The sequence below is a fragment of the Rhizobium sp. PvP014 genome, from assembly GCF_017876855.1.
GTDB lineage: Bacteria > Pseudomonadota > Alphaproteobacteria > Rhizobiales > Rhizobiaceae > Neorhizobium > Neorhizobium soli.
In genome coordinates this window covers 839,033-862,850 of the sequence record NZ_JAGIOT010000002.1, presented here as the reverse complement: position 1 = coordinate 862,850, position 23,818 = coordinate 839,033, and the positions used below count along the sequence as shown (strand labels likewise).

Genomic DNA, 23,818 nt, shown 5'->3' with positions numbered 1-23,818 from the left:
CGATAGTCGAACCTCACACGCATACGGCCCCTTGCTGCGAAACGCGCAACCGGGGCGAAGCAGGATCTTAAAACATGAGAAATTCACCCTGGCTGGTGGCGAGCTATATCCTCGTCATCGTGTTCGGCTTCCTGGTGGCGATGCCGAACATTTTGCCGCAATCGGTCCTCGACCGCGTGCCGTCCTTCCTGCCTCACAGCCGCGTATCGCTCGGTCTCGACCTTCGCGGCGGTTCGCATCTGGTGCTGGAAGTGGACCGCGCTGATCTCATCAACGAGCGTGTCCAGGGCCTGATCCAGGATGCACGCCGCGTTCTGCGCGAAAAGAACCTCGCAACATCGGCTATCCGTCGCTCGGGCGAGGCTGTGCTAGTTACGCTTCGCGATCCAGCGCAGCGCGATCAGGCCGTCACCGAGTTGCAGACGCTCGCGAACCCGATCGGGCTTGGCACGACGGTTGGTGGCAGCGACCTTTCCATCACCAGCCAGGGCGACAACACGATTTCCATCGCTCAGACGGATGCGGGGATCACCTCCCATATCAACGCTGCCGTTGAGCAAAGCCTTGAGATCATCCGCCAGCGCGTTGACCAGGTCGGCGTCGCCGAGCCGACGATCCAGCGTGTGGGTTCGGACCGCGTTCTCGTCCAGCTTCCAGGCGAACAGGACCCTTCGCGCCTGCGCCAGCTTCTCGGCTCGACCGCCAAGATGAGCTTCCACCTTCTCGGTGACCAGGGCCAGCCGGGCGTAACCATGATCGCAGACGAGAGCGGTCAGCAGTATCCGGTGCTCGACCGCGTCGAACTCTCCGGTGACCGCCTGACCGATGCCCGCGCGGCGTTCGACCAGCAGAGCCGCCAGCCGATCGTCACCTTCCGTTTCGACAGTGCCGGTGCAGCCCGCTTTGCCCAGATCACACAGGCCAATGTGGGCCGTCCGTTTGCGATCGTGCTCGACAACAAGGTGCTCAGTGCACCCGTTATCCAGACGCCGATCACCGGCGGTTCCGGTCAGATTTCGGGCAGCTTCACGCCTGAGGACGCGACCACCCTTTCCGCGCTGCTGCGCGCCGGCTCCCTGCCCGCCAAGCTCACTGTCATCGAAGAACGCACCGTCGGCGCCGACCTTGGCTCCGATGCGATCGAGATGGGCATCTTCACCGGCCTCATCGGCTTCGTCCTCGTCGTCTGCTTTATCTTCTTCCTCTACGGAAGCTGGGGCATTCTTGCCAACGCTGCGCTTCTTATCAACGTCGTTCTGACCTTTGCGGGCCTCACCTTGATCGGGTCGACACTCACCCTGCCTGGCATCGCCGGCGTGGTGCTCGGCATTGGTCTTGCAGTCGATGCGAACGTTCTGATCAACGAGCGCATCAAGGAAGAAACCCGCAAGGGCAAGAGCGCGTTTGCGGCAATCGACTCGGGCTTTGCCCGCGCATACTCGACCATCGTCGACAGTAACGTCACGGCGCTGATCGCGACCGTCCTTCTGTTCTGGTTCGGCTCTGGGCCTGTCCGCGGCTTCGCGGTCACCATGGGCCTCGGCATCATGATCTCGATGTTCACCGCCGTGTCGGTCGTTCGCGTCGCGATGATCTACATTGCCGCTCAGCGCAAGCTGAAGAAGATCGAGATCAAGCCGCTTCTACCGATCAATCTCGTTCCAGATGGTACGCGTATCCCGTTCATGAAGGGTCGCTTCATCGGTATCGGCGTGTCGGTTCTCCTGTCGATCGCCTCGCTCGTGCTGTTCGTAACGCCGGGCCTCAACTACGGCGTCGACTTCCGCGGCGGTATCCAGATGGAAGTCGTAACCGCCAACGAAGCGGATCTCGCGTCCTTCCGTTCGGGCCTGAACGAGCTCGGTCTCGGCGAAGTGGCACTGCAGGAATTCGGTGCCCACAACAGGCTCCTGGTCCGTGTCGAACGCCAGCCGGGCGGCGAGATTGCCCAGACGGAGGCTGTCGAGAAGCTCAAGGCCGAAGTCCTGAAGATCGACCAGACTGCCAAGGTCGAGCGTACTGAAGTCGTCGGTCCGAAGGTATCGGGCGAACTTGCAACGGCCGGCTTCCTGTCGGTCCTGCTCGCCTCGATTGCCATGATGATCTACATCTGGGTGCGGTTCGAATGGCCATTCGCCGTCGGTGCCATCGCGACCCTCGTGCTCGATGTGACAAAGACGATCGGCTTCTTCGCGATCACCGGTCTCGACTTCAACCTGACAGCGATTGCCGCGCTGCTGACGCTGGTCGGTTACTCTGTCAACGACAAGGTCGTGGTCTATGACCGCATGCGCGAGAACATGCGCCTCTACAAGAAGATGCCGTTGCGCGACGTGATCGACCTGTCGATCAACGAGACGCTCGCACGAAGCCTCTACACCTCGGCGACAGCGTTTCTTTCGCTTCTGCCGATGGCGATCTGGGGCGGTAGCGCCGTGTCCAGCTTCGCGATCCCGATGGTGTTCGGCATTCTCGTCGCCGCCCTCTCGTCGGTCTTCATCGCGGCGCCCATCCTGCTCTTCCTCGGCGACTGGCGTACCCGCCATCAGGCTCAGAAGCCTGTTGCAGACGACACAGCCATCGATTCCAAGCAGATCGGCAACGTCTGAGACGTTCTACCATCCAGACAAAAGGGCGGGTCGTTTCCCGCCCTTTTTCATATCCACGTTTTAAACCCGGTTTTCCATGGTCGATCTTGCCGCCTATGCGGGCCTGTTCTTTGCTGCATTCATCGCTGCCACGATCTTTCCGATGCAGTCGGAAGCGGTCCTTGTCGGCCTCATCCTGTCGGATCGCTATGCGCTTGCGGCCCTCGTGCTCACGGCATCCGTCGGCAACACGCTCGGCTCGGTGGTCAACTGGCTGATGGGAATGGGCGTGGAGCGGTTCCGGGACCGACGCTGGTTCCCCGTCAAGCCTGACAAGCTTGAGAAGGCAAAGACCTGGTATCGGAAATACGGAAAGTGGTCGTTGCTCCTGAGCTGGCTACCGATCGGCGGCGATGCCATCACCGTGGTCGCGGGTGTTCTTAAAGAACCGCTGCCAACGTTCCTTGTTTTGGTCTTCATCGGCAAGACGCTTCGCTATGGCGTCGTCGCGGCTGTGACGCTCGGCGTGATTGGTTAAACAATACCAAACATGGAACAATCGTGTGATGTTCCCATTAGTGTTGCCATGTAGGACTATGTTGGGAGGCAGTCATGGCAGAGGCGTTCGGCGCGAAAGAAGAAACACCTGAACTCAAGCGCGTGATGGGCCCCGGGCTGCTGCTGCTGTTCATCGTTGGCGATATTCTCGGAACGGGGATCTACGCGCTGACCGGACAAGTGGCCGCTGAAGTTGGAGGCGTTGTCTGGCTTCCATTCCTCATCGCTTTTCTTGTCGCCCTGCTCACCGCCTGCTCCTATCTCGAACTCGTCACCAAATATCCGCAGGCAGCTGGTGCTGCGCTCTACACCCATAAAGCCTTCGGCGTCCATTTCGTCACGTTCCTCGTCGCCTTCGCCGTGATGTCATCAGGCATCACGTCTGCAGCGACGGCATCGCGGGCGTTTGCTGCCAACTTCTCGACGTCGCTCGGGCTCGATCTTGGGGTCTGGGGCGTACCACTGATCGCTGTCGGCTTCATTGCGCTGGTGGCGGCGGTCAATTTCCGCGGTGTCGGTGAAAGCGTAAAGCTCAACGTCGTGCTGACCGTTGTGGAACTCACTGGCCTTCTCATCATCATCGGCATCGGCCTCTGGGCGATTGCTGGTGGCGAGGGCGATGTGTCGCGTGCCTGGACGTTCGCCACACCGGAAGGCAGCGGAACTTTCTGGCCAGTCGTCGCCGCAACCGGTCTTGCCTTCTTCGCGATGGTCGGGTTCGAGGACTCGGTCAACATGGCCGAAGAGTGCAAGGAGCCAAGCCGTCTCTTCCCGAAAGTGCTGCTGACCGGTCTCGCGATCACCGGCGTGATCTACATTCTCGTGGCAATTTCAGCGATTACTCTGGTGCCGGCGAACGAACTGGGCGAAGGGGAGACACCGCTTCTGAAAGTCATCCAGGCCGGCGCGCCCGCGTTCCCGATCAGCATCTTTGCGATCATCACGATGTTTGCCGTCGCCAATTCGGCGCTGATCAATATGATGATGGCAAGCCGGCTTATCTACGGCATGGCTCGCGAAAATGTGCTGCCCGCCATGCTCGGCAAGGTGCACGCAACGCGCCGCACGCCGTATATCGCAATCGTTTTCACATCGCTTCTCGCCGTCTGTCTGATTCTCTTTGCCGGCGGCGTGCCCGCTCTTGGCGGGACGACTGCACTACTGTTGCTTTGCGTCTTTGCGATCGTCAATGTCGCCGTGCTGGTGCTGCGCAAAGACAAGGTCGATCACAAGCACTTCCGGACACCAACGATCTTGCCGGTTCTTGGTGTGATCTCCTGCGTTTTTCTGGCGGGTCCCTGGGCCGGTCGCGATCCGGTCCAGTATGCCATTGCCGCCGCCCTGCTTGGCCTCGGCGTCATACTGTGGATCGCCACCGTCCAGTTCATGAAAACATCCAGCAGGGCTGCCTGACCGGTACTAGAAGACCGGCGTCAGCCTCTCACGCTCTGGACTGAAAGGTGATGACGCCGTCGTTGGCGACGCTTACGGAAACCCCGGTGTAATCCGGGATCCGGAAGTGCCCCCCTTCGACGTCGTGGGTATGGGTGGCGGTGATCACCATGACATCGGCACCCGCCGCCTCGCCTGCCTTGATGCCGGCAGGGACGTCCTCGAACACCATCACGTTGGAAGGGTCTGCGCCAAGCCGTTTCGCGCCGAGCCTGTAGCCCTGCGGGTCCGGTTTGCCGATCGTGACGTTCTCGGCAGTGACCAGCATGGACGGTATCGCAAGGCCAGCTGCGGCAAGTCTTGCCTTTGCGAGTTCCAGCGGCGACGACGTCACGACACCCCATTGGCCCGCGGGCAGGCTTGCCAAGAATTCAGCAGCGCCCGGAATCTGAACGATACCCTCGACATCGTCGATCTCGCCGCGCAGAACCTTCTCCGCTTCCACTGCCGGATCAAGACCCGGCAGGTTGAGGCTGGTGATCGTATCGATGCCGCGCTTGCCGTGCATGAAGGGCAGGAATTTCTCCACGTCGAGCCCCTGCTCTGCCGCCCAGCGTCCCCAGACACGTTCGGCAGAAGCAATCGAATTGAGGATCGTTCCGTCCATGTCGAAGAGAAAGCCGCGATAACCTCTGGTCGGCAGGACGATGACGTTTTGGGAGACTGACAATGCGGAATTCCTTTTGGAGAGACTGACGGGATTTGCAGGACCGGATACGCATCCGGACTACAGATAGGAGGGAGCCGGCGCAATTGACGGCGAGGTTCGAAGCGTTAGAACTGAGAATGGGAATGGAGAAAACCCTATGAATGAGGATTTGATGGGGCACGCGGATCTGCGCGGCCGCGGCGTGCTGATCACGGGCGGCGGATCCGGCATTGGAGCGGCGCTTGTCGAGGGATTCGCGGCCCATGGCGCGAAGGTCTCGTTTATCGACATTGCCGACGAACCCAGCACAGCACTGGCGGACCGGCTTTCCGCGATCAACGATCATCCAGTCCAATATATAAGGGCGGACTTGCGCGATACCGACGCCATCAAACATGCGGTCGATGATGCGGCAGCAAGCCTCGGGTCACTCTCGGTGCTCGTGAACAATGCCGCCTGGGACGATCGCCGGGATCTCGATGATATCACCGAAGATTACTGGGACCTCAGCCAGGCGATCAATTTGAAGCAGGTGTTCTTCACATCGCAAGCCGCCGTGCCGCATATGCGGTTGGCGGGCGGTGGTGCGATCGTCAATTTCTCATCGATCGCCTGGATGCTCAACATGGGTGGCATGCCATCCTACACAACCGCCAAGGCCGGTATCGTCGGTCTGACAAAAAGCCTCGCCGGCAGGCTTGGGCCGGAAAATATCCGGGTCAATGCCATCCTGCCCGGCATGATCGTCACCGAGCGGCAAAAGGACCTGTGGCTGAAGGATGAGGACATCGCCGCGATGATTGGGCGCCAGTGCCTCAAACGCAGCCTGGTGGCGCAGGATGTCGTGGGCCCGTGTCTGTTTCTCGCGTCGAGCGCCGCGGCTGCCATAACTGCGCAGACACTGGTGATCGATGGTGGCGCGATCTAGCGAGAAAGGAAGATGGTGCCCCTGCCGAGGAATTGAACCTGGATCGGCTGCAAACGAAGCAGCTGCTCTGGCTTTGAGCTACGAGGGGCGTGCGAACTGATTGCCACCGATTGGTAAGCAGCGCAATCACAGCCTTTACCGATGGTTACGGGGTAAGGTTAACCCTGGCCCATTATGGCTTGGCACAATTGAAAATGCCCTGCGGATCCTTCCAGAGGAAGAACCCGCAGGGCCTGGAGGCCAGCTACTCCGCTGGAGAGAGAGCGGGCGGCGCCTCCAAACCGTGCTGCCGCAGGGGCCGCATTCCGGTCATCAGGCGCGCCAGCATATAGAAGACCGGCGTCATGAAGATGCCGAAGAAGGTCACCCCGATCATGCCGGAGAATACCGCGATACCCATGGCGACGCGCATTTCCGCACCGGCACCGGTGGACACGACCAGCGGCACCACGCCCATGATAAAGGCCATCGACGTCATCAGGATCGGGCGAAGGCGAAGGCGGCTGGATTCGACTGCAGCCTCGAACGGCGTTCGGCCTTCGAACTCCAGCTCGCGGGCGAATTCCACGATCAGGATCGCGTTCTTCGCTGACAGTCCGACCAGCACCACCAACCCAATCTGGGTGAAGATGTTGTTGTCGCCTCCCGTCAGCCAGACACCCGTCAGTGCCGCCAGCACGCCCATCGGCACGATCATGATGATCGCAATCGGCAGCGTCAGGCTTTCGTACTGCGCCGCCAGCACAAGATAGACCAGCAGCAGGGCGAGCGGAAACACGATGATGCTCGAATTGCCGGCAAGGATCTGCTGGTAGGTGAGATCGGTCCACTCGAAGGCGACGCCTGACGGCAGTGTTTCGTCGAGGATCTTAGTGATCGCCGCTTCCGCCTGACCGGAGGAGAAGCCAGGTGCCGGCGCTCCGTTGATATCGGCGGCGAGGAAGCCGTTGTAGCGCGTCGTGCGTTCCGGACCCGTCTGGGCGTCCACCTTGAGGAGCGCCGAAAGCGGGATCATCTGGCCCGATTGCGAACGCACTTTCAATGCACCGATATCCTCGGGCTTGGCGCGGAACTGCGCATCCGCCTGCACCCTCACGCTGTAGGTACGGCCAAACGCGTTGAAGTCGTTGACATAGAGCGAGCCGAGATAGATCTGCAGCGTCTCGAACACGTCGGTGACGGATACGCCCAGCTGTTCGGCCTTGGCGCGGTCGAGATCGGCGAACAGCTGCGGGACGTTGATCTGGAAGCTGGAGAAGATGCCCGCCAGTTCCGGAGCCTGCATTGCCTTGGCGATGACTGCCTTGGTTGCATCGTCCAGTGCCTTGTAGCCGTAGCCTGCGCGGTCTTCGAGCTGCAGCTTGAAGCCGCCCGTAGTGCCGAGACCGTTGACCGGCGGCGGCGGAAACATGGCGATGAAAGCATCCTGGATACCGGCGAACTTCTGGTTCAGTGCCATGGCGATGGCGCCGCCCGAAAGCTCCGGCGTCGTCCGGTTCTCGAAGTCGTCAAGCACCGCAAAGACGATGCCTGAATTCGAGCCGATCGTGAAGCCGTTGATCGACAGGCCCGGGAATGCGATCGCATGCTCGACGCCCGGCTGCTCCAGGGCGATGTCGCTCATGCGCTTGATCACGTCTTCGGTACGGTCGAGCGTTGCGCCGTCCGGCAACTGTGCAAAGCCGATCAGATACTGCTTGTCCTGCGCCGGCACAAAGCCGCCCGGCACCGCGTTGAACACGCTGTAGGTTGCACCGATCAGGGCAAGATAGATCACCATGACGATGCTCTTGCGCGACAAAAGCCCGCCCACCGTGCGGCCATAACCGTTCGAGGCGGAACCGAAGACGCGGTTGAAGCCGCGGAAGAACCAGCCGAACAGCCAGTCCATGCCACGCGTCAGCCGGTCCTTCGGGGCATGATGCCCCTTGAGCAGAAGAGCTGCCAGTGCCGGCGACAGGGTCAGCGAGTTGATCGCCGAGATCACCGTCGAGATGGCGATGGTGAGCGCGAACTGGCGGTAGAACTGGCCGGACAAGCCCGAGATGAAGGCGAGCGGCACGAACACGGCGACGAGAACGAGCGCGATCGCGATGATCGGTCCGGAGACTTCGCGCATTGCCTTGTAGGTGGCGTCGCGCGGATTGAGACCGTTTTCGATATTGCGCTCGACATTCTCGACGACGACGATCGCGTCATCCACGACAATACCGATCGCTAGCACGAGGCCGAACAGCGTCAGCGCGTTGATCGAGAAGCCCAGCGCATACATCACGGCAAACGTGCCGATGATGGAGACCGGAACTGCGATCAGCGGAATGATCGAGGCACGCCAGGTCTGCAGGAAGACGATGACGACGATGACGACCAGCGCAATGGCTTCGAGAAGCGTATCGACGACCTTTTCGATCGACGAGCGGACGAACTGCGTGGTGTCGTAGACGATCTCGTATTTGACGCCTTCCGGCATCGCCAGCTGGAGCTGATCCATGGTCGCGCGGACCGTATCGGCGATCTCGATCGCATTCGAGCCAGGAGCCTGCAGGACGGGAATGGCAACGGCCGGGCGTCCGTCTAGAAGCGACCGCAGCGTATAGTCGGCCGCGCCCATTTCGACGCGTGCGACGTCGCGGAGCCTTGTGATCTCCCCATTGGCGCCGCTCTTGACGATGATGTTGGCGAACTCTTCGGGCGACTGCAAACGTCCCTGGGCATTGACGTTGAGCTGGAGGTCGGTGCCCGGCAGGTTCGGCGAGGCGCCGATAATGCCGGCTGCGGCTTGGACGTTCTGCGCGCGGATCGCGTCCGTCACATCGCTTGCCGCGAGATTGTGCTCGGCAGCCTTTTGCGGATCGATCCAGACGCGCATGGAATAGTCGCCGGCACCGAAAACCTGCACCTGGCCGACGCCTTCGATCCGTGCCAGCCGATCCTTGACGTTCAGCGTCGCGTAGTTGCGAAGGTAGGTGAGGTCATAACGGTCACTATCCGAGACAAGGTTGACGACCATGATGAAGTCGGGCGAACTTTTGATCGTGGTGATGCCGAGCGCCCTCACCTCGGATGGCAAGCGCGGTTCAGCCTGGCTGACGCGGTTTTGCACCAGCTGCTGCGCCTTGTCCGGATCTGTGCCGAGCTTAAAGGTCACCGTCAGCGTCATGACGCCGTCCGATGTGGCCTGGCTCGACATGTAGAGCATGTCTTCGACGCCGTTGATCTGCTCTTCTAGCGGCGTCGCAACCGTCTCGGCAATCACGACCGGATTGGCGCCGGGATAGGTCGCTTTCACCACGACCGAAGGCGGAACCACGTTCGGATATTCGGAAATCGGAAGTGCGCGCATGCCAAGCAGGCCGGCGACCACAATCAGGATCGACAGGACGCCAGCAAAAACCGGTCTGTCGATGAAAAATCTTGAAATATTCATTGTCTAAGCCCTCTCTCCAGGGTCGAACAGAAACAACAGGCTCCCCTCTCGCGGCCTGTGCAGGCCGCGAGTGCTTACCGTGTCTCGCAATTGTAGTTGTGGTTGCGGCCCGCCCCTCCAGTTAGGGAGAAGCAGACCGCATCAAGTCACTTGCTGGCGACTTCGTCCTGCGGCGCCACGATCGCGCCCGGGCGGATGCGCTGTAGCCCGCTGACGACGACACGATCGCCGGCAGAAAGGCCCTTTTCGACGATCCGCTGACCATCGATCACCGATCCGAGCTGAACCTGCCGGTAGCCGACCTTGTCGCCCGCCTCGACAACCAGCACGAACTTCTTGTCCTGATCGGTCCCGATGGCCTTTTCGCTGACCAGAAGGCGATCTTCGGCCTTGGGTTCACCCATGCGGACCCGCACGAACTGACCGGGGATCAAGCGCCCGCCCGGATTGTCGAAGACGGCGCGGACGCGGATCGTGCCGCTTGCCGCGTTGACCTCGTTGTCGATCAGCTGCAGCTTGCCGCGGACAGGCGTCGTTGACGCGAGCGTGCTGGCCTCAACCGGAACGTCGCCAATCGCCGGCACGCCGTCCTTGACGTCGACCTGGGCCAGTGTGCGGGCCACCAGTTCTTCGGCTGCATCAAAGCTTGCGTAGATCGGGCTGCTCGACACGAGCGTCGTCAGCACCGCCGAGGCAGAGCCTGCCGCCACGAGATTGCCGACGGTGACTTCAATGCGACCTGCACGCCCGGAGATCGGGGCACGAATCTGGGTATGATCCAGATTGATCTGCGCCGATTTCAGCGTTGCCCTTGCTGCTTGGACATTGGCAATCGCTTCGGCGCGGGCGCTCTGACGCTGCGAAAGATCGCTCTGCGAAATGGTGTTGCGCGAGGCGAGCGTCTTGCCCCGTTCGAGCTCGGTCTCGGCATAATCGAGCCTTGCCTGGGCGGATGCCATCTGTCCCTCCGCCTGAGCGACGGCTGCCTTGTAGGGCTCGGGATCGATCGAGACCAGAAGATCGCCTTCCTTTACGAGACCGCCTTCACGGAAATGCACGGACAGGATTGCGCCGGCCACCCTTGGGCGAACCTCGACGCGATCAACAGCTTCCAGACGGCCGGAAAACTCTTGCCAGGTGGTGACGTTCTTCGGCTGCACGGCGGCAACCGTGACCGGCACCGCCGGCTGAGCCGCCGCTTCCGCGGGCGCCGCATGGGCGCCTGTCGGCGTATCGATAGAGAGCGAAGCGCCTGCAATGAGCGCAGCAACACTTATTCCGGCGCCCCACGGGGCCCAGTTTTTGATCTTCAACATAATCATAATCTCCTGACGGTCCTGCCCCAGGGAGGAGGAGAAAACCGTTGTCAAACGCTAGAAATCGACGTCTGCTTATTCACTCAACGTTTCGACGAAGCCTTTGAACTCGGCGGATAGACCCGCCATCCAGTTCCCCTGCCCGCCCTTGTAGACACCCGTCCAGCCTGCGCCTTTCGGGAATATTTTCTGCCTGACCGAGACGCCCGAGGCTTCGAGCCGGTCCGCATAGTTGACAACCTCGTCATGCAGCGGATCGTCTTCCGAGCTCACGACCAGAGCCGGCGCAAGACCGGATAGCCGCGAACACAGACAGGGCGCAGCATAGGGATGCTGGAAACCGCAGGCCGAACGCAGATAATGGCTCCAACCGTCGGACCATTTCTCGCGCATGCCGATCTCGTCGGCTCGACGAAACGATTTCGAGGCCATCATCGGATCGATCATCGGCGACAGAAGGATCTGTCCCCGAAGCTCGCCCGGCAATTGGTCTCGCGCCTTCAAAGCCACACCCGCCGCCACGTTGCCGCCTGCCTCATCGCCCGCAACGAAAAGCGGGGAACGGGCGGACCCGAAGCGCTTGCGGTTGCTGCTGAGATAGGCCAACGCCGCGAAGGCGCATTCCATTGCCTGCGGAAACAGGTTGCCCGAGGCGGCACCATAATCCGCCTCGACAACGATCGAACCCGCCTCCGAGAAGACTTTTCCGATCGGCACTTCACGATCCCGCAGGCCACCTTGCTGGAATGCGGATCCGCGCAGATAGAGTATAATCGGCGCGACTTTGGCTGCCGGCTGGCCTTCGTAACGGTGTATGGAAACGGGCAGGCCTGCCCATTCGATATCCGCGTTCTTGTTCCAGTCCGTCATCCAGTCCTCCTCGCTATGGAGCCAAAAAGCCACATTGGCGAAAGGCATCTTGCCGAATAACTTGACCCTGATATTATTGTTCCTGACAGAACTCACAAGTCGCTGATATCGGCAACACTGTTCCGGATAGGCGAATAATACAACTTTTCGAACGGGATCAACGATGGACCAGCTTTCCTCTATGCGCGTCTTCGTGCGCGTCGTCGAAACGGGCAACTTCACGCGTGCTGCCGCGACCCTCAATATTCCCAAGACCACGGCCACCAACATGGTCCAGGGTCTGGAGGCGCATCTGCGCACGAAGCTCCTCAACCGCACGACACGTCGGGTGATGGTCACGACCGATGGAGCACTCTACTACGAGCGCGCCGTACAGATCCTGTCGGAGCTTGAAGAACTCGACGGCACGATGTCGAAATCGCAGAACCAGCCCACGGGCCGACTGCGTGTCGAGATGGCAGGGGCGTTCGCCGACCTCGTGGTGATCCCTAACCTGTGCGAATTCTACCAGCGCTACCCGCAGATCCAGCTGGATATCGGGGTCGGCGACCGGCTGGTCGATTACATTGCTGAAAATGTCGACTGTGCTCTTCGAGGCGGCACGCCCAAGGACCAGTCGCTGATTGCGCGCAAAGTCGGCGAGCTTCGCATGCGCAATTACCTATCCCCGAACTATCTTGAGCGATTCGGTATGCCGACCCATCCGCGAGATCTGGAGACCGACCATTTCTCTGTCGGTTACCTCAACGCGACGGCCGGCCGGATCATGACATTCGACTTTTGCAAAGAGGATGAGACTCTGGAGATCATGCCGCGTTACGTCGTCTCGGTGAATGATGCGCGCTCCTACGTCAACGCGGCGGTCGCGGGTCTCGGGATCGCACAGGCAGCGCGGTTCATGGTCCAGGAGCACGTGAAGAGGGGCGAACTCATCGAGATCTTCGCCGAATGGGAGTGCGAACCGCTGCCGCTCTACATCGTCTACCCGCAAACCCGGCACCTTTCCAACAAGGTCCGGGTCTTCGTGGATTGGCTCGCCAAACTGGTTCAAGGCTTGAAGGAAGACGAACAGCCGACGGTCACATTGCTGAAAACGGGCTGAGTTAGGTCTCAGCCGTAGGGGGACTGACACGTGCGGCGCATGCCGCCGTAGGACGTGTAGCTGTTGTCGTTGGCGCGGTATGAACGATATCGCGACAGGCACCACTCCTCGTGCGCCGGGTTCCCCATGGATGTTGCGTCGTATGAGGCGTTTTGCGGCGAAGACGAGCGGTCAGTTTCACGCACAAGACGGCTGTCTTGACCACGCCCGATCATCGTGCTCGTGGCGCTGACCTGCTGAACCAGCCCCTGGCCTTCGATGCCGGTGTCCTCGTTGCCAGAAACAATGTTGTCCTGACCATGCGACATTGCGACCGGTGACTGGCAAGCCCGACGCTGGCCACCCCTGTAAGGCTGGTAGGTGTTGTCCTCGAGCCTGTAGGAACGGTAGCGCGCGAAGCACCAGTCGGCATGCGCCTGGTTAACCGATGCATCGGACGCAGGGTCTACCGACGCCTGGTCTGTCTCATCCAATGAAGCCGTCTGGACGCCGTCCACCGCATCCGTCGCCTGGTCCTGGGCAGCTACGGGCTGCCCCTGCGCATCCGACGCTGGCAAATCGATCTTTGCGGTCACAGCAGCAATCCGCTCGTAACGCTGATCGCCGCTGCTCACGACCACGGGTGTCGAGGTCCAAAGATCAGGATGGTCAACGTTGGAAAAGCGATGAGGCGCCGGCTCGGCAATGAGATAGGCCGTGGCCGCAACGCCACTCAAGAAGACCGTGACGGCCAAGACAAGCCCGCTCAGAAGTAGAAGGATCGCTTTCACGACGAGGATGCTCCGCAGATTTTCAACATGCGGACAAAATGCATGCGCGCGCAGAGGGTTCCGAACGAATTGCAACCTCGCCCGAGACAAATGCAGGGTGGTACAAAAAAGCCGACATTTGCTCGGCAGGAAGCCCCAGAGTTGCGCTATTCAGATTGTGATAGACTATCATACGGGAGGAGATTCCGATGAGAACCCTGATCGCTGCCTTTGCGGTCACGCTCGCCGCCTTGCCGGCTGAAGCACAGCAGTTTCGCAATACCGAAATTCAGCCGGATGGGACGGGCGGATATTACGGCACCTATGGAAACGAGAATTTTGAAGGAAGGCCACAAGGCGATGGCGTCTCGGGACATATGGGTGGACGCAGACCCGGTGTCATCGAGGAACGGCCCTCACCACGACCCGGAAGCGTCGGCGCGACGCAGCGAAACTGCGTCGTCGACGGCAACGGAAACGCCATTTGCCGGTGAAACCGGCATTTGAACATTTCAATGTAAAGGATTGATTTGGTGGGTGATGTAGGGCTCGAACCTACGACCCGCTGATTAAGAGTCAGCTGCTCTACCAACTGAGCTAATCACCCGTAACCGGTTTGGCGAAGCGTCGTTTCCGCCGGTGTGAGGGCCGTATAAAGAGGAAGTTTGGGCTTGTCCAGCACCTCCCGCGAAATTTGTTGGATCAGCGGCGTCTTTTTTGCGCCAGCGAACTGGCTTTGCGAGGATATCCGGACTTATGGTAACAAAATCAACGGTTTGAAAAATATCGCCTAGATTTCGATAACGCCTTCGGCAAGGCGGATCGCTTGTCCGCCAATCCGGGCTTTTGCAATGGCCCCTTCCTGCACATCGATGTGGAGATGGATAAAGGACGGCCGTCCCATCTCGACGCCTTGCTCGATGAGAAGAGGGTGATGCCCATCCGGCAGGCCGTCGAAATGATGGATCGCGCCGGACAATGCCGCTACCGCCCCACCCGTGGCCGGGTCTTCAGCGATGCCCATATCCGGCGAGAACATCCGGGCATGAAATTTCGCCTGATGATGGACGCCGCCGCGGCAATAGACATAGGCCGAAGCGAGCGCACCCTCGACGAAGGGAGCGACCTTCTCCCAAAGCGGCGCATCGAATTCCATGTCCTGGACAGTTGCAAGATTGTGCAGCGGGATCATCAGGAAAGGCACACCGGCGCTCCAGATCGACGCGACGTGGTTTTCGAACCCGATATCCGTCAACTCGACGCCGAGCGCGTCAGAGATGCCCTGACGGTTCAAAGCGAGGTCGATCCGCTGCGACTTCTTCGGCAGATCGAACTCGGCGAACCCCACCTCCCCCTGGCGCAAACGCACGGCGCACCGAACCGGACCGACCGCCTCTTCAAGGACGCAGACCAGATCTAGATCGCTGTCGCGCCCGTGGGTGCGCTCGGCAAGGGCGATGGCCGTCCCGACCGTCGGATGTCCCGCGAACGGAAGCTCCCGGCCCGGTGTGAAGATTCGCAGCTTTGCCGAATGGGTGGTGTTTGTCGACGACTGGACGAACACCGTCTCCGAGAGGTTCATTTCCTTGGCAATGGCCTGCATCGCGCCATCGTCGAGACCATCTGCATCGAAGATGACCGCAAGCGGGTTGCCGGAAAGCTTAGCGTCGGTGAAAACGTCATAGATGCTGTAGGGACGCGCCAATGCAAACTCCTCCTCATATACCGGGCGCAAAACTGCCCGACGGCGTCCCGTGGCGCAACCCCTGATCAACGTCACCGCCTGGTGATTTAATTGGCGTCGGTTACGGTCGGGCGTGCTGGGCGCCTCGGAGAAGGCCGCGTCGGCACGATAGGCGGCGCCCCAAGCCGAGCGTCACCTGCAGGTGAACAGGTCGCCAACAGTATGTGAGAAAGGCGAGCCATCGCTGGTTCGCCTTTCTCAGTACACCGATATTCAGATGATCGGGAGCGCTTCGTGCTCGCGGGTCTCGGCATTGCCGATCAGTCTTCCGAGCCGCTTGATACCCTCGTCGATCATCTCGTCGTTGGCGCAGGAGAAGCTGATGCGCAGCGTGTTGGCGTTGCTGCCGTCGGCGTAGAACGCCTTGCCGGGCACGAAGGCGACCTTTTCGGTTGCCAGCGACTTCGCCAGAAGCTCGGCACCGTCCATGCCCTCCGGCAGCGTCAGCCACACGAACATACCGCCTTCGGGCTTTGTCCATGTCGTTCCCTTCGGCATGTATTTCGCGAGTGCCGCCAGCATGGAATCGCGGCGACCGCTATAGACCCGCTTGATCTTGGCAACCTGTTCATCGAAACCGCGCGAAGCGACATGCTCGACGGCGATCTGGTTGATCGTCGACGAGTGCAGGTCGGCCGCCTGTTTCAACAACACCAGTTTGCGGATGACCGGCATCGCTCCGACGACGAAGCCGACGCGCAGACCGGGTGCGAGCGTCTTGGAAAAGCTGCCGCTGTAAATCGTGCGGGTCTTTTCGATACCGCCGCTGCGGGCAATGTCGAGCGCAAGGATCGGCGAAACCGGTTCGCCATCGAAGCGCAGGTTCTGGTATGCGGCATCTTCGAGAATCGCGATATCGAGTTCGTCTGCCAGTGCCAGAAGCTTTTCGCGGCCTGCGAGATCGATCGTCTCGCCGGTCGGATTGGAGAAGTCGGCGGACAGATAGGCAAACTTCACCGAGCCACCGGCTTTCGACGCCGTCTCGCGATAGGCTTCCGGCGTGCGGTTGCCGTTGACCGAGAGCTGATCGTAGGTCGGCTCATAGGCATTGAACGCGGAGAGCGCACCGAGATAGGTCGGCCACGTGACGAGCGCCGTATCGTTCGGCGACAGAAACAGTTTGCCGAGGTAATCGAGCGCCTGCTGGGAGCCTGACGTGATGAAGACGTTGTCGGCGGTACAGTCGATACCGATCTTGGCGACATCGGCCACGATCCAGTCGCGCAACGGCTTGTAGCCTTCGCTGACGGAATACTGCAGCGCCGAGTTCACTTGAGCGCCTGAGAAGATATCCGCATAGGCCTTCTGGAATTCCTCGGCCGGAAACAGTGCCGGATCCGGAATGCCGCCGGCGAACGAAATGATGTCCGGCTGCTCCAGCAGCTTCAGCAATTCGCGGATTTCGGAGGCTTTCATGCGGCTGGAGCGCGTCGCGAAAATATGGTCCCAATCAAGCACGGGCGTTTCCTTTTATTTCAATATTCTTGGCTTCGGTTTACATAAGTTCCGACAGGTCAACAATACTGACCTATCGGTTTTTGGTACGGTGTGATCACGAATTGTAAAACGCAAAAGCCCGCGCAAGTGGCGCGGGCTCTCGAATATTTTGCCTCAGTCGACCGGAATTATCAGGCCTTGAGGATCGAGCGGCCCGCGTAGGCAGCCTGAGGACCCAGCATTTCCTCGATGCGGATGAGCTGGTTGTACTTGGCCAGACGATCCGAGCGCGACAGCGAACCGGTCTTGATCTGTCCGCAGTTGGTGGCAACTGCGAGATCGGCAATTGTCGAGTCTTCCGTCTCACCCGAACGGTGCGACATGACGGCCGTGTAGCTTGCCTTGTGCGCTGTTTCGACAGCATCGAGCGTTTCGGTGAGCGAGCCGATCTGGTTGACCTTGACGAGGATCGAGTTGGCTGTGCCCTGACGGATCCCATCGCGCAGACGGGCCGAGTTGGTCACGAACAGGTCGTCGCCGACCAGTTGCACCTTGGAGCCAATCTTGTCAGTCAGATACTTCCAGCCGGTCCAGTCGTCTTCCGACATGCCGTCTTCGATCGAGATGATCGGGTACTTGCCGGCAAGTTCTGCCAGGTAATCGGCCATTGCTTCCGGCTCGAGCGAACGGCCTTCGCCTTCCAGCTCATACTTGCCGTTCTTGAAGAACTCGGTGGCTGCGCAATCAAGCGCCAGGTGAACGTCGTCGCCCGGGCGGTAGCCAGCCTTTTCGACCGATTTCATGATGAAATCGAGCGCTTCCGGAGCGCTCTTCAGGCCCGGTGCGAAACCGCCTTCGTCGCCGACATTGGTGTTGTGACCCTGCGCTGCCAGTTCCTTCTTGAGGACGTGGAAGATTTCCGCGCCCATGCGCACGGCATCCTTCAGCGTCTCGGCGCCGACGGGCATGATCATGAATTCCTGGAAATCGATCGGGTTGTCGGCGTGAGCGCCGCCATTGATGATGTTCATCATCGGGACCGGCAGGAGATGGGCAGAGGCGCCGCCGATATAGCGATAGAGCGGCAGGCCGGACGATTCGGCTGCGGCCTTGGCAACGGCAAGCGAGACGCCGAGAATGGCGTTTGCACCCAGGCGCGACTTGTTCGGGGTGCCGTCGAGCGCGATCAGGGTCTTGTCGATGTGGATCTGGCTTTCGGCATCGAAGCCGCCGATCGCGTCGAAGATCTCGGTGTTGACGGCTTCGACAGCCTTTTCGACGCCCTTGCCACCATAGCGCTTGCCACCATCGCGAAGTTCGACGGCTTCATGCGCGCCCGTGGAGGCGCCCGACGGAACGGCGGCGCGGCCCATCGAGCCGTCTTCCAGATAAACATCCACCTCGACGGTCGGATTGCCACGGCTGTCCAGAATTTCGCGAGCGATGATGTCGGTAATGGCGGTCAAGGGTCTCTCCTCGGTTGATGTGCGAGCCTGAATTCGCAGGCTCAGCGAACAGGCGTGTCATCGACATTGTGCGATCGTCGATGACACGCGGATTACAATCCAGTCAATTCGGCGGTTTTTCGACGCCGTCAGCCTTTTGCGATGGCGTCGAAGGCCAGCAGCTTTTCCAGAAGGCGCGGCATGTCCTTCAGGTGGACCATGTTCGGGCCGTCAGACGGCGCATTGTCAGGGTCTTCGTGGGTTTCGATAAAGACGCCAGCAACGCCGACTGCGACGGCTGCACGGGCAAGCGTTTCGACAAACTCGCGCTGGCCGCCGGAAGAGCCGCCCTGGCCGCCTGGCTGCTGGACGGAATGGGTTGCGTCAAAAATAACAGGGCTTCCGAGCGACGCCATGATCGGCAGCGAACGCATGTCGGAAACGAGAGTGTTGTAGCCGAACGACGCACCGCGCTCGCAGAGCATCACATTGGGATTGCCGCTTTCGAGGAACTTCGCCTGAACATTCTTCATGTCCCAGGGTGCCAGGAACTGCCCCTTCTTGACGTTGATCGCGCAACCCGTCTTTGCAGCCGCGACCAGCAAGTCGGTCTGACGCGACAGGAAGGCGGGGATCTGCAGGATATCGATCGTGTCGGCCACGAGGCCGCACTGCTCTTCCGTGTGGATGTCGGTCAGAACCGGAAAGCCGTATTCCTTCTTGAGATCGGCAAAGATTGCCATCGCGTTGTCCAGGCCGATGCCGCGCTTGCCGGAGATCGACGTGCGATTGGCCTTGTCGAAGGAGGATTTGTAGACGAGGCCGATGCCGAGCTTCTTGCAGAGTTCGACAAGCGTGCCGGCGATCATGAACGCATGATCACGGCTTTCCATCTGACAGGGACCGGCAATCAGCGAGAGCTTTGCCGTGTTTGAGAAAACGACTTTCGAACTCCCCTCGCCCACGGACACTTCAGAATTGGCGGAGACTGTCATTTCACTATTCCTCGAAACCGAATACCACACCTTGCCCCGGGGCTGCCGACACGATCACGCGGCCATCCCTGCGGATGAATGCGACGTCATTAGCAGCAAGGGTGATCTCTGTCACGGCGAGATCGGCGGTCTTGAAGATGATCCCGCGCGCAGCGAGGCGCGACGATAACAAGGGCTTCATCGAAGACCGGAACTCGTCGCTGAACGTGTCGTTGGATTGAATGCGGATGCTGGCATTGGCAGCTTCGATCCGCAGACCGTCTTTCCCTTGCTCGGGTTGCGTCTCGAACACGGTTTCGAAAAGCGGAAGAAACTCCAGCGGGTCATCTGCAGAAAAGACGATCTCTCGAAGGCCTGTAACGGCGTTTGCGTGCTCATCAAGACCACCGCGATCTGCCGGTAATGCGGCCATGCGCTGGCAGGAAAACAGCAAGATGTCATCGACCTCGGGAACTGCCGCGAACGCCAGACGGAATGAGACTTCGCTCTCCCCACCATCGGGCAACTGCATCGGGCGGGAGAATTGAAGCATCTCGCCCGCAGACATGTGCCCGTCCACAAAACGGCTATGATCGGCCGCTGCATCCTGCGTCCCGACGACCACCGCCGATAGACCTTCCCTTTTCCGCTGGCCGCGGAAGCGGATGTCGCGATCGGTGAACACGTTGCCTCGTTTTGCCGCAAGCGAGGCTTGCCGACGGTTCACAATGCCCAGCGGCTCGAGATACGAGCCATCCGCGAAGAATATGCAGGCATTAGCTGTGCCGAAAGGGTGAACACCTTCAGGTGCCACAGTAAAGCCGAGAGCGGTCAACCTCCCCCGCGCTGACGCCAGATCTGCAACGGGCAGAACCAAATGATCGACTGACTTGTTACCCACTAACACCCCCAAAGTCTTATTCCGCAGAACATTGGCTATCGCGGGAAACTCGGCAAGTGCTGCGCACGAACTGAATACGTGATCGAACGCTGAAATGAGACTATTCTTGAGCAAAAATTTGGGGCTTGCGGAACACAGATAGAACATATAGCGTCCGTTCTGCATTTGTTTCCAATTCTGAGGGTCCCGTCCATGCTGACACGCAAGCAACAGGAGTTACTTCTGTTCATCCACGAGCGGATGAAAGAATCAGGCGTGCCGCCGTCGTTTGACGAAATGAAGGACGCTCTCGACCTTGCATCGAAGTCCGGCATCCATAGGCTGATCACCGCGCTCGAGGAGCGTGGCTTTATTCGCCGTCTGCCGAACAGAGCACGCGCGCTCGAAGTGATCAAGCTGCCTGACGCCTATGTGGCGAACCTTCATCCGCGACGGGGTTTTTCTCCCAGTGTCATCGAGGGAAGCCTCGGCAAAACGCAACCGGTCGTCGCTCAGAAGCCGGCGCCGGTCATGGCGGACAATCCGTTCTCGACAAACATCCCGGTCATGGGTCGAATCGCTGCCGGCGTGCCGATCTCCGCGATCCAGAACAACACCCACGACATCGCCGTTCCGATCGAGATGCTGGGTTCCGGCGATCATTACGCGCTCGAAGTGAAGGGCGATTCGATGATCGATGCCGGCATCCTCGATGGTGATACCGTCATCATCAAGAATGCCAGCACCGCAAGTCCGGGCGATATCATCGTTGCCCTGGTCGATGAGGAAGAAGCGACCCTGAAGCGGTTCCGCCGCAAGGGTGCATCGATCGCGCTGGAAGCGGCGAACCCCGCTTACGAGACCCGCATCTTCCCGCCCGACCGGGTGAAGGTCCAGGGCAAGCTTGTCGGCCTTATTCGCCGCTATCATTAAGAACGCTGTTATCCCGGAGATGCGCAGCAACAGCCTCCGGGATGCCAAAGTCGAATTGTCGCGTTCGCCAGTCATAGAACCGGTGGACGGTCCACGGACGGCTTGAGGTCTGTGCGCTGTCTCGCATCGCCGCCGTAATCTTGATGTCTGGCGCTGTCGCGTTCGGAATAATGGTGATTTCCAGTGCGCCAGTCCGGCGCAACGTCCGCCCGCTGAGAAGCAAGGCGCCGGAGCGGCAAGTATCGAAGCGTGCGCCGGGCGAGACGATGATCCGACCGAAATCGCAGGCAAGACCGGTGTATCGGTTGTCTTCGACAGTGACGATCCGGATGTCCTGAGCAGTCTGCGCCGCGCACAGGATTTTCGGCAGACAGGCAAATCGTCCGGGCGTGAATGCTTGAAGAAAGCCCCTGACATATTCGATTTCCCGGCGCGTCAAATCCGGTCGCGAATGTGGTCTAGGTCGTCTGTCATCACTTTTCGCAAGGCTGGCACCTCGCGCTGGTTCCGAAGAGGCAAGAACCGGCAAGGCGAGCGGTTGTTCTCCGGTCTCAAGCACCAGCGCTCGCCGCCATTGATCGTAGATAAATCCCGGCGGCCGGGTTCGATTGAGGGTGATCTTGTCATCCTGTATCAGTCCCACTGACGCGCCGTCTTCGGATATGACGATATCAGGCCTCGGCGCCGAGCCTGAGCGGACCGCAAAGAGCAAAGCCACCGCCATGAACAGCGCGCCTGTCAGCCTCAGCGGCGTGCGCAGCAGCGTCAGAAGCAGAAAGCCTGCCGTCGCCAGCGGCAGGAAAAGCGGGTTCTGCCGGCCGATGGCAATATCGCCGCCCCATGCGGCAACGATCTCGGCAATGCGAATGACGATCCGCAGCCCCTCGCCCATGATGAACAGAAAGGGAGCATCCAGCCCGAACGGCATCAGCAACATGCCAACAAGCCCTGCCGGCATCACCACGAAGGAAATGATCGGCATGGCCGCGAGATTGGCCGCGAGGCCGTAGGTGGTCAGATGGTGGAAATGCTCGATCGAATAGATCGACGTCGAAGTACTGCCGATCAGCGACGTCACCACGATCCCGGCAATGAAATGGAACGTCGCCGCGACACCCGTTATCCACCGGTTGCTACCTTTTGTATCCTCCCTACCTTTCGCGAAATATCGCGTCCAGAGGGCGAACCCTGCCACCAGTGCCGCGGTTGCCGCAAACGACATCTGGAAACTCGGACCCAAAATCTCCGACGGCGAGATGGCGAGGATAATGATTGCCGAAAGGGCGACGTTGCGAAGGCTGATGGAGGGTCGATCGACGAGCACGGCGACCAGCATCACCGCCATCATGATATAGGCCCGCTCGGCGGAAACCCCGAACCCGGAAATCAGGTAATAGGCGGTCGCCATGACAAGCGCACCGAACGCGGCAAACTTCTTGATCGGATAGGCCTGCGCAAAGCCTGGAAACAGCGACAGGACGGAGCGGACGCCGACGAAGAAGATACCGGCTGCCAGCGCCATGTTCAGGCCTGAGATCGCGACGATATGGGCCAGCCCGGACAGACGAAGCGCCTCGGTCGTCTCACGGGAAATTGCACGGCGCTCGTCGGTCACGATTGCGGCAGCAAAAGCGCCCGCATCCCCCTTGACCGTATCGCGGATGCGATTGCCGATTGCGCTGCGAAGCGCAAAAAGCCCTCGCTGCATGTCCGACCATAACCCGGGTTGGTCATCGATCGCGGGTTGTACGCTAGGCGCGCCGTAAAAGAAGCCAACGGCCCCGATTTGATCGAAGTAGGAGGAGAAGGCGAAATCGTTCAATCCGGGAAGCGCCGGGCCAGAGGGTGGCGACAGACGGGCACGGCCGGAAACGCGCTCTCCGATGTCTGCAGGTTCGTGTTGGCTTCTGGCAAGAAGCGACACCCGCTGCGGGGGACGACCGAGCGTGGGCTCAGATGTCTGCTCGATCCTCACGATATAGCGCCAGCGGCGCTGTGCATCCGCTTCGCGTCGTTCGACAATCCCGCTGATGGTCGTCGTGACGGGCGAATCGAGCACGACCGTCGAACACCGCCAGGTTTCGAGCGCTGCCAGCGCAGAACCGGAGAGAAGCATGCAGAGTACAAGGTTGGCACGAGACAGCTGATGCGCGCGATACCGTGTCAGCCCTGCGGTCACCATCGAGATCGCAAGCATGGTTGCGAGAATGAATGGCGATGGCGTCCAAGGAAGTGCGAACCAGATCGCAGCGCCGGCACCCAGCAAGACAGGCAGGAAGAGGAACCCATGACCGTGGGAAACCTCCTCGCTCAACGACGTGCACAGCCATTTGGAAACGGGCCGGTCTCTGACCACGTATACCCTGAAAACATCCTCGGAATGATGGTCGTTTCGACCATCATTCCGGACTTCCGCGGGCATTGTCTGCGATGCCGATTCGGGCATCCAGAGTGCGATTGCGTGGGGTGTCGAAGCAAGCATCACCGGCTTGCTGCTGGCTGCCTCAAAAATCGCTCCGCCATTCGCCATGATGGTTTATCCCGCCGGCTCCGCTGCAGAGACGGTGATTGATAAACGCAACCTGCGCGTTTATATTCTCCTCGTCAACACATTCGCCAAGCTGCGGTTTTCCTTCACGTTACGGCCTCTTACACCATGAGGTTGGGCATCTTTTAAACGTGGCCTGCCTAAATTATTTTCGCGCTGCACAAAATGTCGCAGGAGCGCTTGGCATCACCTTTAGGATCATATAGCTAACTTGCGAC

Annotated in this window: 18 protein-coding genes and 2 tRNA genes; 7 read left to right on the top strand and 13 right to left on the bottom strand. The window is 60.1% G+C overall.

The genetic code is table 11. The annotated features are described in order from the left end of the window. Positions 1 to 74 precede the first annotated feature (74 nt). The 3 genes from secD to J3A65_RS08825 all read left to right on the top strand — a co-directional run bounded on the left by secD (position 75) and on the right by J3A65_RS08825 (position 4,559). Positions 75 to 2,609 (top strand): protein translocase subunit SecD, encoded by a 2,535-nt coding sequence (gene secD, locus J3A65_RS08835; protein WP_209900758.1) that lies wholly within the window; start codon positions 75 to 77, stop codon positions 2,607 to 2,609. A gap of 76 nt (positions 2,610 to 2,685) precedes the next feature. After that, on the top strand, positions 2,686 to 3,126 hold the full coding sequence (locus J3A65_RS08830; RefSeq protein ID WP_174196710.1) for a YqaA family protein: 441 nt from the start codon (positions 2,686 to 2,688) through the stop codon (positions 3,124 to 3,126). Positions 3,127 to 3,200: 74 nt separating this feature from the next. Then, on the top strand, positions 3,201 to 4,559 hold the full coding sequence (locus tag J3A65_RS08825; protein ID WP_092662213.1) for an APC family permease: 1,359 nt from the start codon (positions 3,201 to 3,203) through the stop codon (positions 4,557 to 4,559). A gap of 28 nt (positions 4,560 to 4,587) precedes the next feature. Here the strand turns inward: J3A65_RS08825 and J3A65_RS08820 are convergent, their stop codons facing one another. Next, positions 4,588 to 5,268 carry an HAD-IA family hydrolase gene (locus J3A65_RS08820; protein WP_209900756.1) on the bottom strand — a complete coding sequence of 227 codons (681 nt, stop codon included), beginning with the start codon at positions 5,266 to 5,268 and terminating at the stop codon, positions 4,588 to 4,590. A gap of 136 nt (positions 5,269 to 5,404) precedes the next feature. Between J3A65_RS08820 and J3A65_RS08815 the strand changes: the two genes are divergently transcribed. Beyond that, positions 5,405 to 6,175, top strand: a complete 771-nt coding sequence (locus J3A65_RS08815; RefSeq protein ID WP_092662210.1) for an SDR family oxidoreductase — start codon at positions 5,405 to 5,407, stop codon at positions 6,173 to 6,175. Positions 6,176 to 6,188: 13 nt separating this feature from the next. Here J3A65_RS08815 and J3A65_RS08810 read toward each other — a convergent pair. The 4 genes from J3A65_RS08810 to J3A65_RS08795 form a co-directional block, all read right to left on the bottom strand. Further along, a tRNA-Thr gene (locus tag J3A65_RS08810) sits at positions 6,189 to 6,264 on the bottom strand. Between the two features lie 155 nt (positions 6,265 to 6,419). Next, positions 6,420 to 9,602 carry a multidrug efflux RND transporter permease subunit gene (locus tag J3A65_RS08805; protein WP_209900754.1) on the bottom strand — a complete coding sequence of 1,061 codons (3,183 nt, stop codon included), beginning with the start codon at positions 9,600 to 9,602 and terminating at the stop codon, positions 6,420 to 6,422. Between the two features lie 146 nt (positions 9,603 to 9,748). Then, positions 9,749 to 10,921, bottom strand: a complete 1,173-nt coding sequence (locus J3A65_RS08800) for an efflux RND transporter periplasmic adaptor subunit (RefSeq protein WP_209903403.1) — start codon at positions 10,919 to 10,921, stop codon at positions 9,749 to 9,751. Positions 10,922 to 10,993: 72 nt separating this feature from the next. After that, positions 10,994 to 11,788 (bottom strand): alpha/beta hydrolase fold domain-containing protein, encoded by a 795-nt coding sequence (locus tag J3A65_RS08795; RefSeq protein WP_113166473.1) that lies wholly within the window; start codon positions 11,786 to 11,788, stop codon positions 10,994 to 10,996. A gap of 163 nt (positions 11,789 to 11,951) precedes the next feature. Here J3A65_RS08795 and J3A65_RS08790 point away from each other — a divergent pair, with 163 nt between their 5' ends. Continuing rightward, positions 11,952 to 12,890: a LysR family transcriptional regulator gene (locus tag J3A65_RS08790; RefSeq protein WP_192086618.1), complete on the top strand. Its 939-nt coding sequence runs from the start codon at positions 11,952 to 11,954 to the stop codon at positions 12,888 to 12,890. A gap of 8 nt (positions 12,891 to 12,898) precedes the next feature. Here the strand turns inward: J3A65_RS08790 and J3A65_RS08785 are convergent, their stop codons facing one another. Beyond that, the gene (locus tag J3A65_RS08785; protein WP_209900752.1) at positions 12,899 to 13,660 is read right to left on the bottom strand and encodes a BA14K family protein; all 762 of its coding nucleotides are present in this window, start codon (positions 13,658 to 13,660) and stop codon (positions 12,899 to 12,901) included. Between the two features lie 188 nt (positions 13,661 to 13,848). Here J3A65_RS08785 and J3A65_RS08780 point away from each other — a divergent pair, with 188 nt between their 5' ends. Next, positions 13,849 to 14,133 carry a hypothetical protein gene (locus J3A65_RS08780; protein ID WP_209900750.1) on the top strand — a complete coding sequence of 95 codons (285 nt, stop codon included), beginning with the start codon at positions 13,849 to 13,851 and terminating at the stop codon, positions 14,131 to 14,133. Positions 14,134 to 14,170: 37 nt separating this feature from the next. On the opposite strand, the gene J3A65_RS08775 is transcribed toward J3A65_RS08780, so the two are convergent. From J3A65_RS08775 to J3A65_RS08750, 6 genes are all read right to left on the bottom strand, one after another. Continuing rightward, positions 14,171 to 14,246: transfer RNA gene (locus tag J3A65_RS08775), tRNA-Lys, on the bottom strand. A gap of 183 nt (positions 14,247 to 14,429) precedes the next feature. Then, complete coding sequence (locus tag J3A65_RS08770) at positions 14,430 to 15,344, bottom strand: PhzF family phenazine biosynthesis protein (protein ID WP_209900748.1); 915 nt, start codon at positions 15,342 to 15,344, stop codon at positions 14,430 to 14,432. Positions 15,345 to 15,596: 252 nt separating this feature from the next. After that, the gene (locus J3A65_RS08765; RefSeq protein ID WP_209900746.1) at positions 15,597 to 16,841 is read right to left on the bottom strand and encodes a PLP-dependent aminotransferase family protein; all 1,245 of its coding nucleotides are present in this window, start codon (positions 16,839 to 16,841) and stop codon (positions 15,597 to 15,599) included. A 170-nt stretch (positions 16,842 to 17,011) separates the two neighbouring features. After that, positions 17,012 to 18,286, bottom strand: coding sequence for a phosphopyruvate hydratase (eno, locus tag J3A65_RS08760; protein ID WP_113110927.1), 1,275 nt, complete (start codon positions 18,284 to 18,286; stop codon positions 17,012 to 17,014). Between the two features lie 128 nt (positions 18,287 to 18,414). Next, positions 18,415 to 19,260: a 3-deoxy-8-phosphooctulonate synthase gene (gene kdsA / locus J3A65_RS08755; RefSeq protein ID WP_209900744.1), complete on the bottom strand. Its 846-nt coding sequence runs from the start codon at positions 19,258 to 19,260 to the stop codon at positions 18,415 to 18,417. A 4-nt stretch (positions 19,261 to 19,264) separates the two neighbouring features. Then, a complete protein-coding gene (locus tag J3A65_RS08750; RefSeq protein ID WP_245341498.1) occupies positions 19,265 to 20,305 on the bottom strand; it encodes a VOC family protein in 1,041 nt (346 codons plus the stop codon). Positions 20,306 to 20,332: 27 nt separating this feature from the next. Here J3A65_RS08750 and lexA point away from each other — a divergent pair, with 27 nt between their 5' ends. Beyond that, complete coding sequence (lexA, locus tag J3A65_RS08745) at positions 20,333 to 21,052, top strand: transcriptional repressor LexA (protein WP_184655098.1); 720 nt, start codon at positions 20,333 to 20,335, stop codon at positions 21,050 to 21,052. On the opposite strand, the gene J3A65_RS08740 is transcribed toward lexA, so the two are convergent. Then, on the bottom strand, positions 21,033 to 23,582 hold the full coding sequence (locus J3A65_RS08740) for a ComEC/Rec2 family competence protein (protein ID WP_209900741.1): 2,550 nt from the start codon (positions 23,580 to 23,582) through the stop codon (positions 21,033 to 21,035). The two genes, lexA and J3A65_RS08740, sit on opposite strands and share 20 nt — an antisense overlap. Positions 23,583 to 23,818 lie beyond the last annotated feature (236 nt).

Coding starts and splice junctions, on each gene's coding strand:
- secD (WP_209900758.1), top strand. CDS start 75: ATGAGAAATTCACCCTGGCTGGTGGCGAGCTATATCCTCGTCATCGTG.
- J3A65_RS08830 (WP_174196710.1), top strand. CDS start 2,686: ATGGTCGATCTTGCCGCCTATGCGGGCCTGTTCTTTGCTGCATTCATC.
- J3A65_RS08825 (WP_092662213.1), top strand. CDS start 3,201: ATGGCAGAGGCGTTCGGCGCGAAAGAAGAAACACCTGAACTCAAGCGC.
- J3A65_RS08815 (WP_092662210.1), top strand. CDS start 5,405: ATGAATGAGGATTTGATGGGGCACGCGGATCTGCGCGGCCGCGGCGTG.
- J3A65_RS08805 (WP_209900754.1), bottom strand. CDS start 9,602: ATGAATATTTCAAGATTTTTCATCGACAGACCGGTTTTTGCTGGCGTC.
- J3A65_RS08795 (WP_113166473.1), bottom strand. CDS start 11,788: ATGACGGACTGGAACAAGAACGCGGATATCGAATGGGCAGGCCTGCCC.
- J3A65_RS08790 (WP_192086618.1), top strand. CDS start 11,952: ATGGACCAGCTTTCCTCTATGCGCGTCTTCGTGCGCGTCGTCGAAACG.
- J3A65_RS08780 (WP_209900750.1), top strand. CDS start 13,849: ATGAGAACCCTGATCGCTGCCTTTGCGGTCACGCTCGCCGCCTTGCCG.
- kdsA (WP_209900744.1), bottom strand. CDS start 19,260: ATGACAGTCTCCGCCAATTCTGAAGTGTCCGTGGGCGAGGGGAGTTCG.
- J3A65_RS08750 (WP_245341498.1), bottom strand. CDS start 20,305: ATGCAGAACGGACGCTATATGTTCTATCTGTGTTCCGCAAGCCCCAAA.
- lexA (WP_184655098.1), top strand. CDS start 20,333: ATGCTGACACGCAAGCAACAGGAGTTACTTCTGTTCATCCACGAGCGG.
- J3A65_RS08740 (WP_209900741.1), bottom strand. CDS start 23,582: ATGGCGAATGGCGGAGCGATTTTTGAGGCAGCCAGCAGCAAGCCGGTG.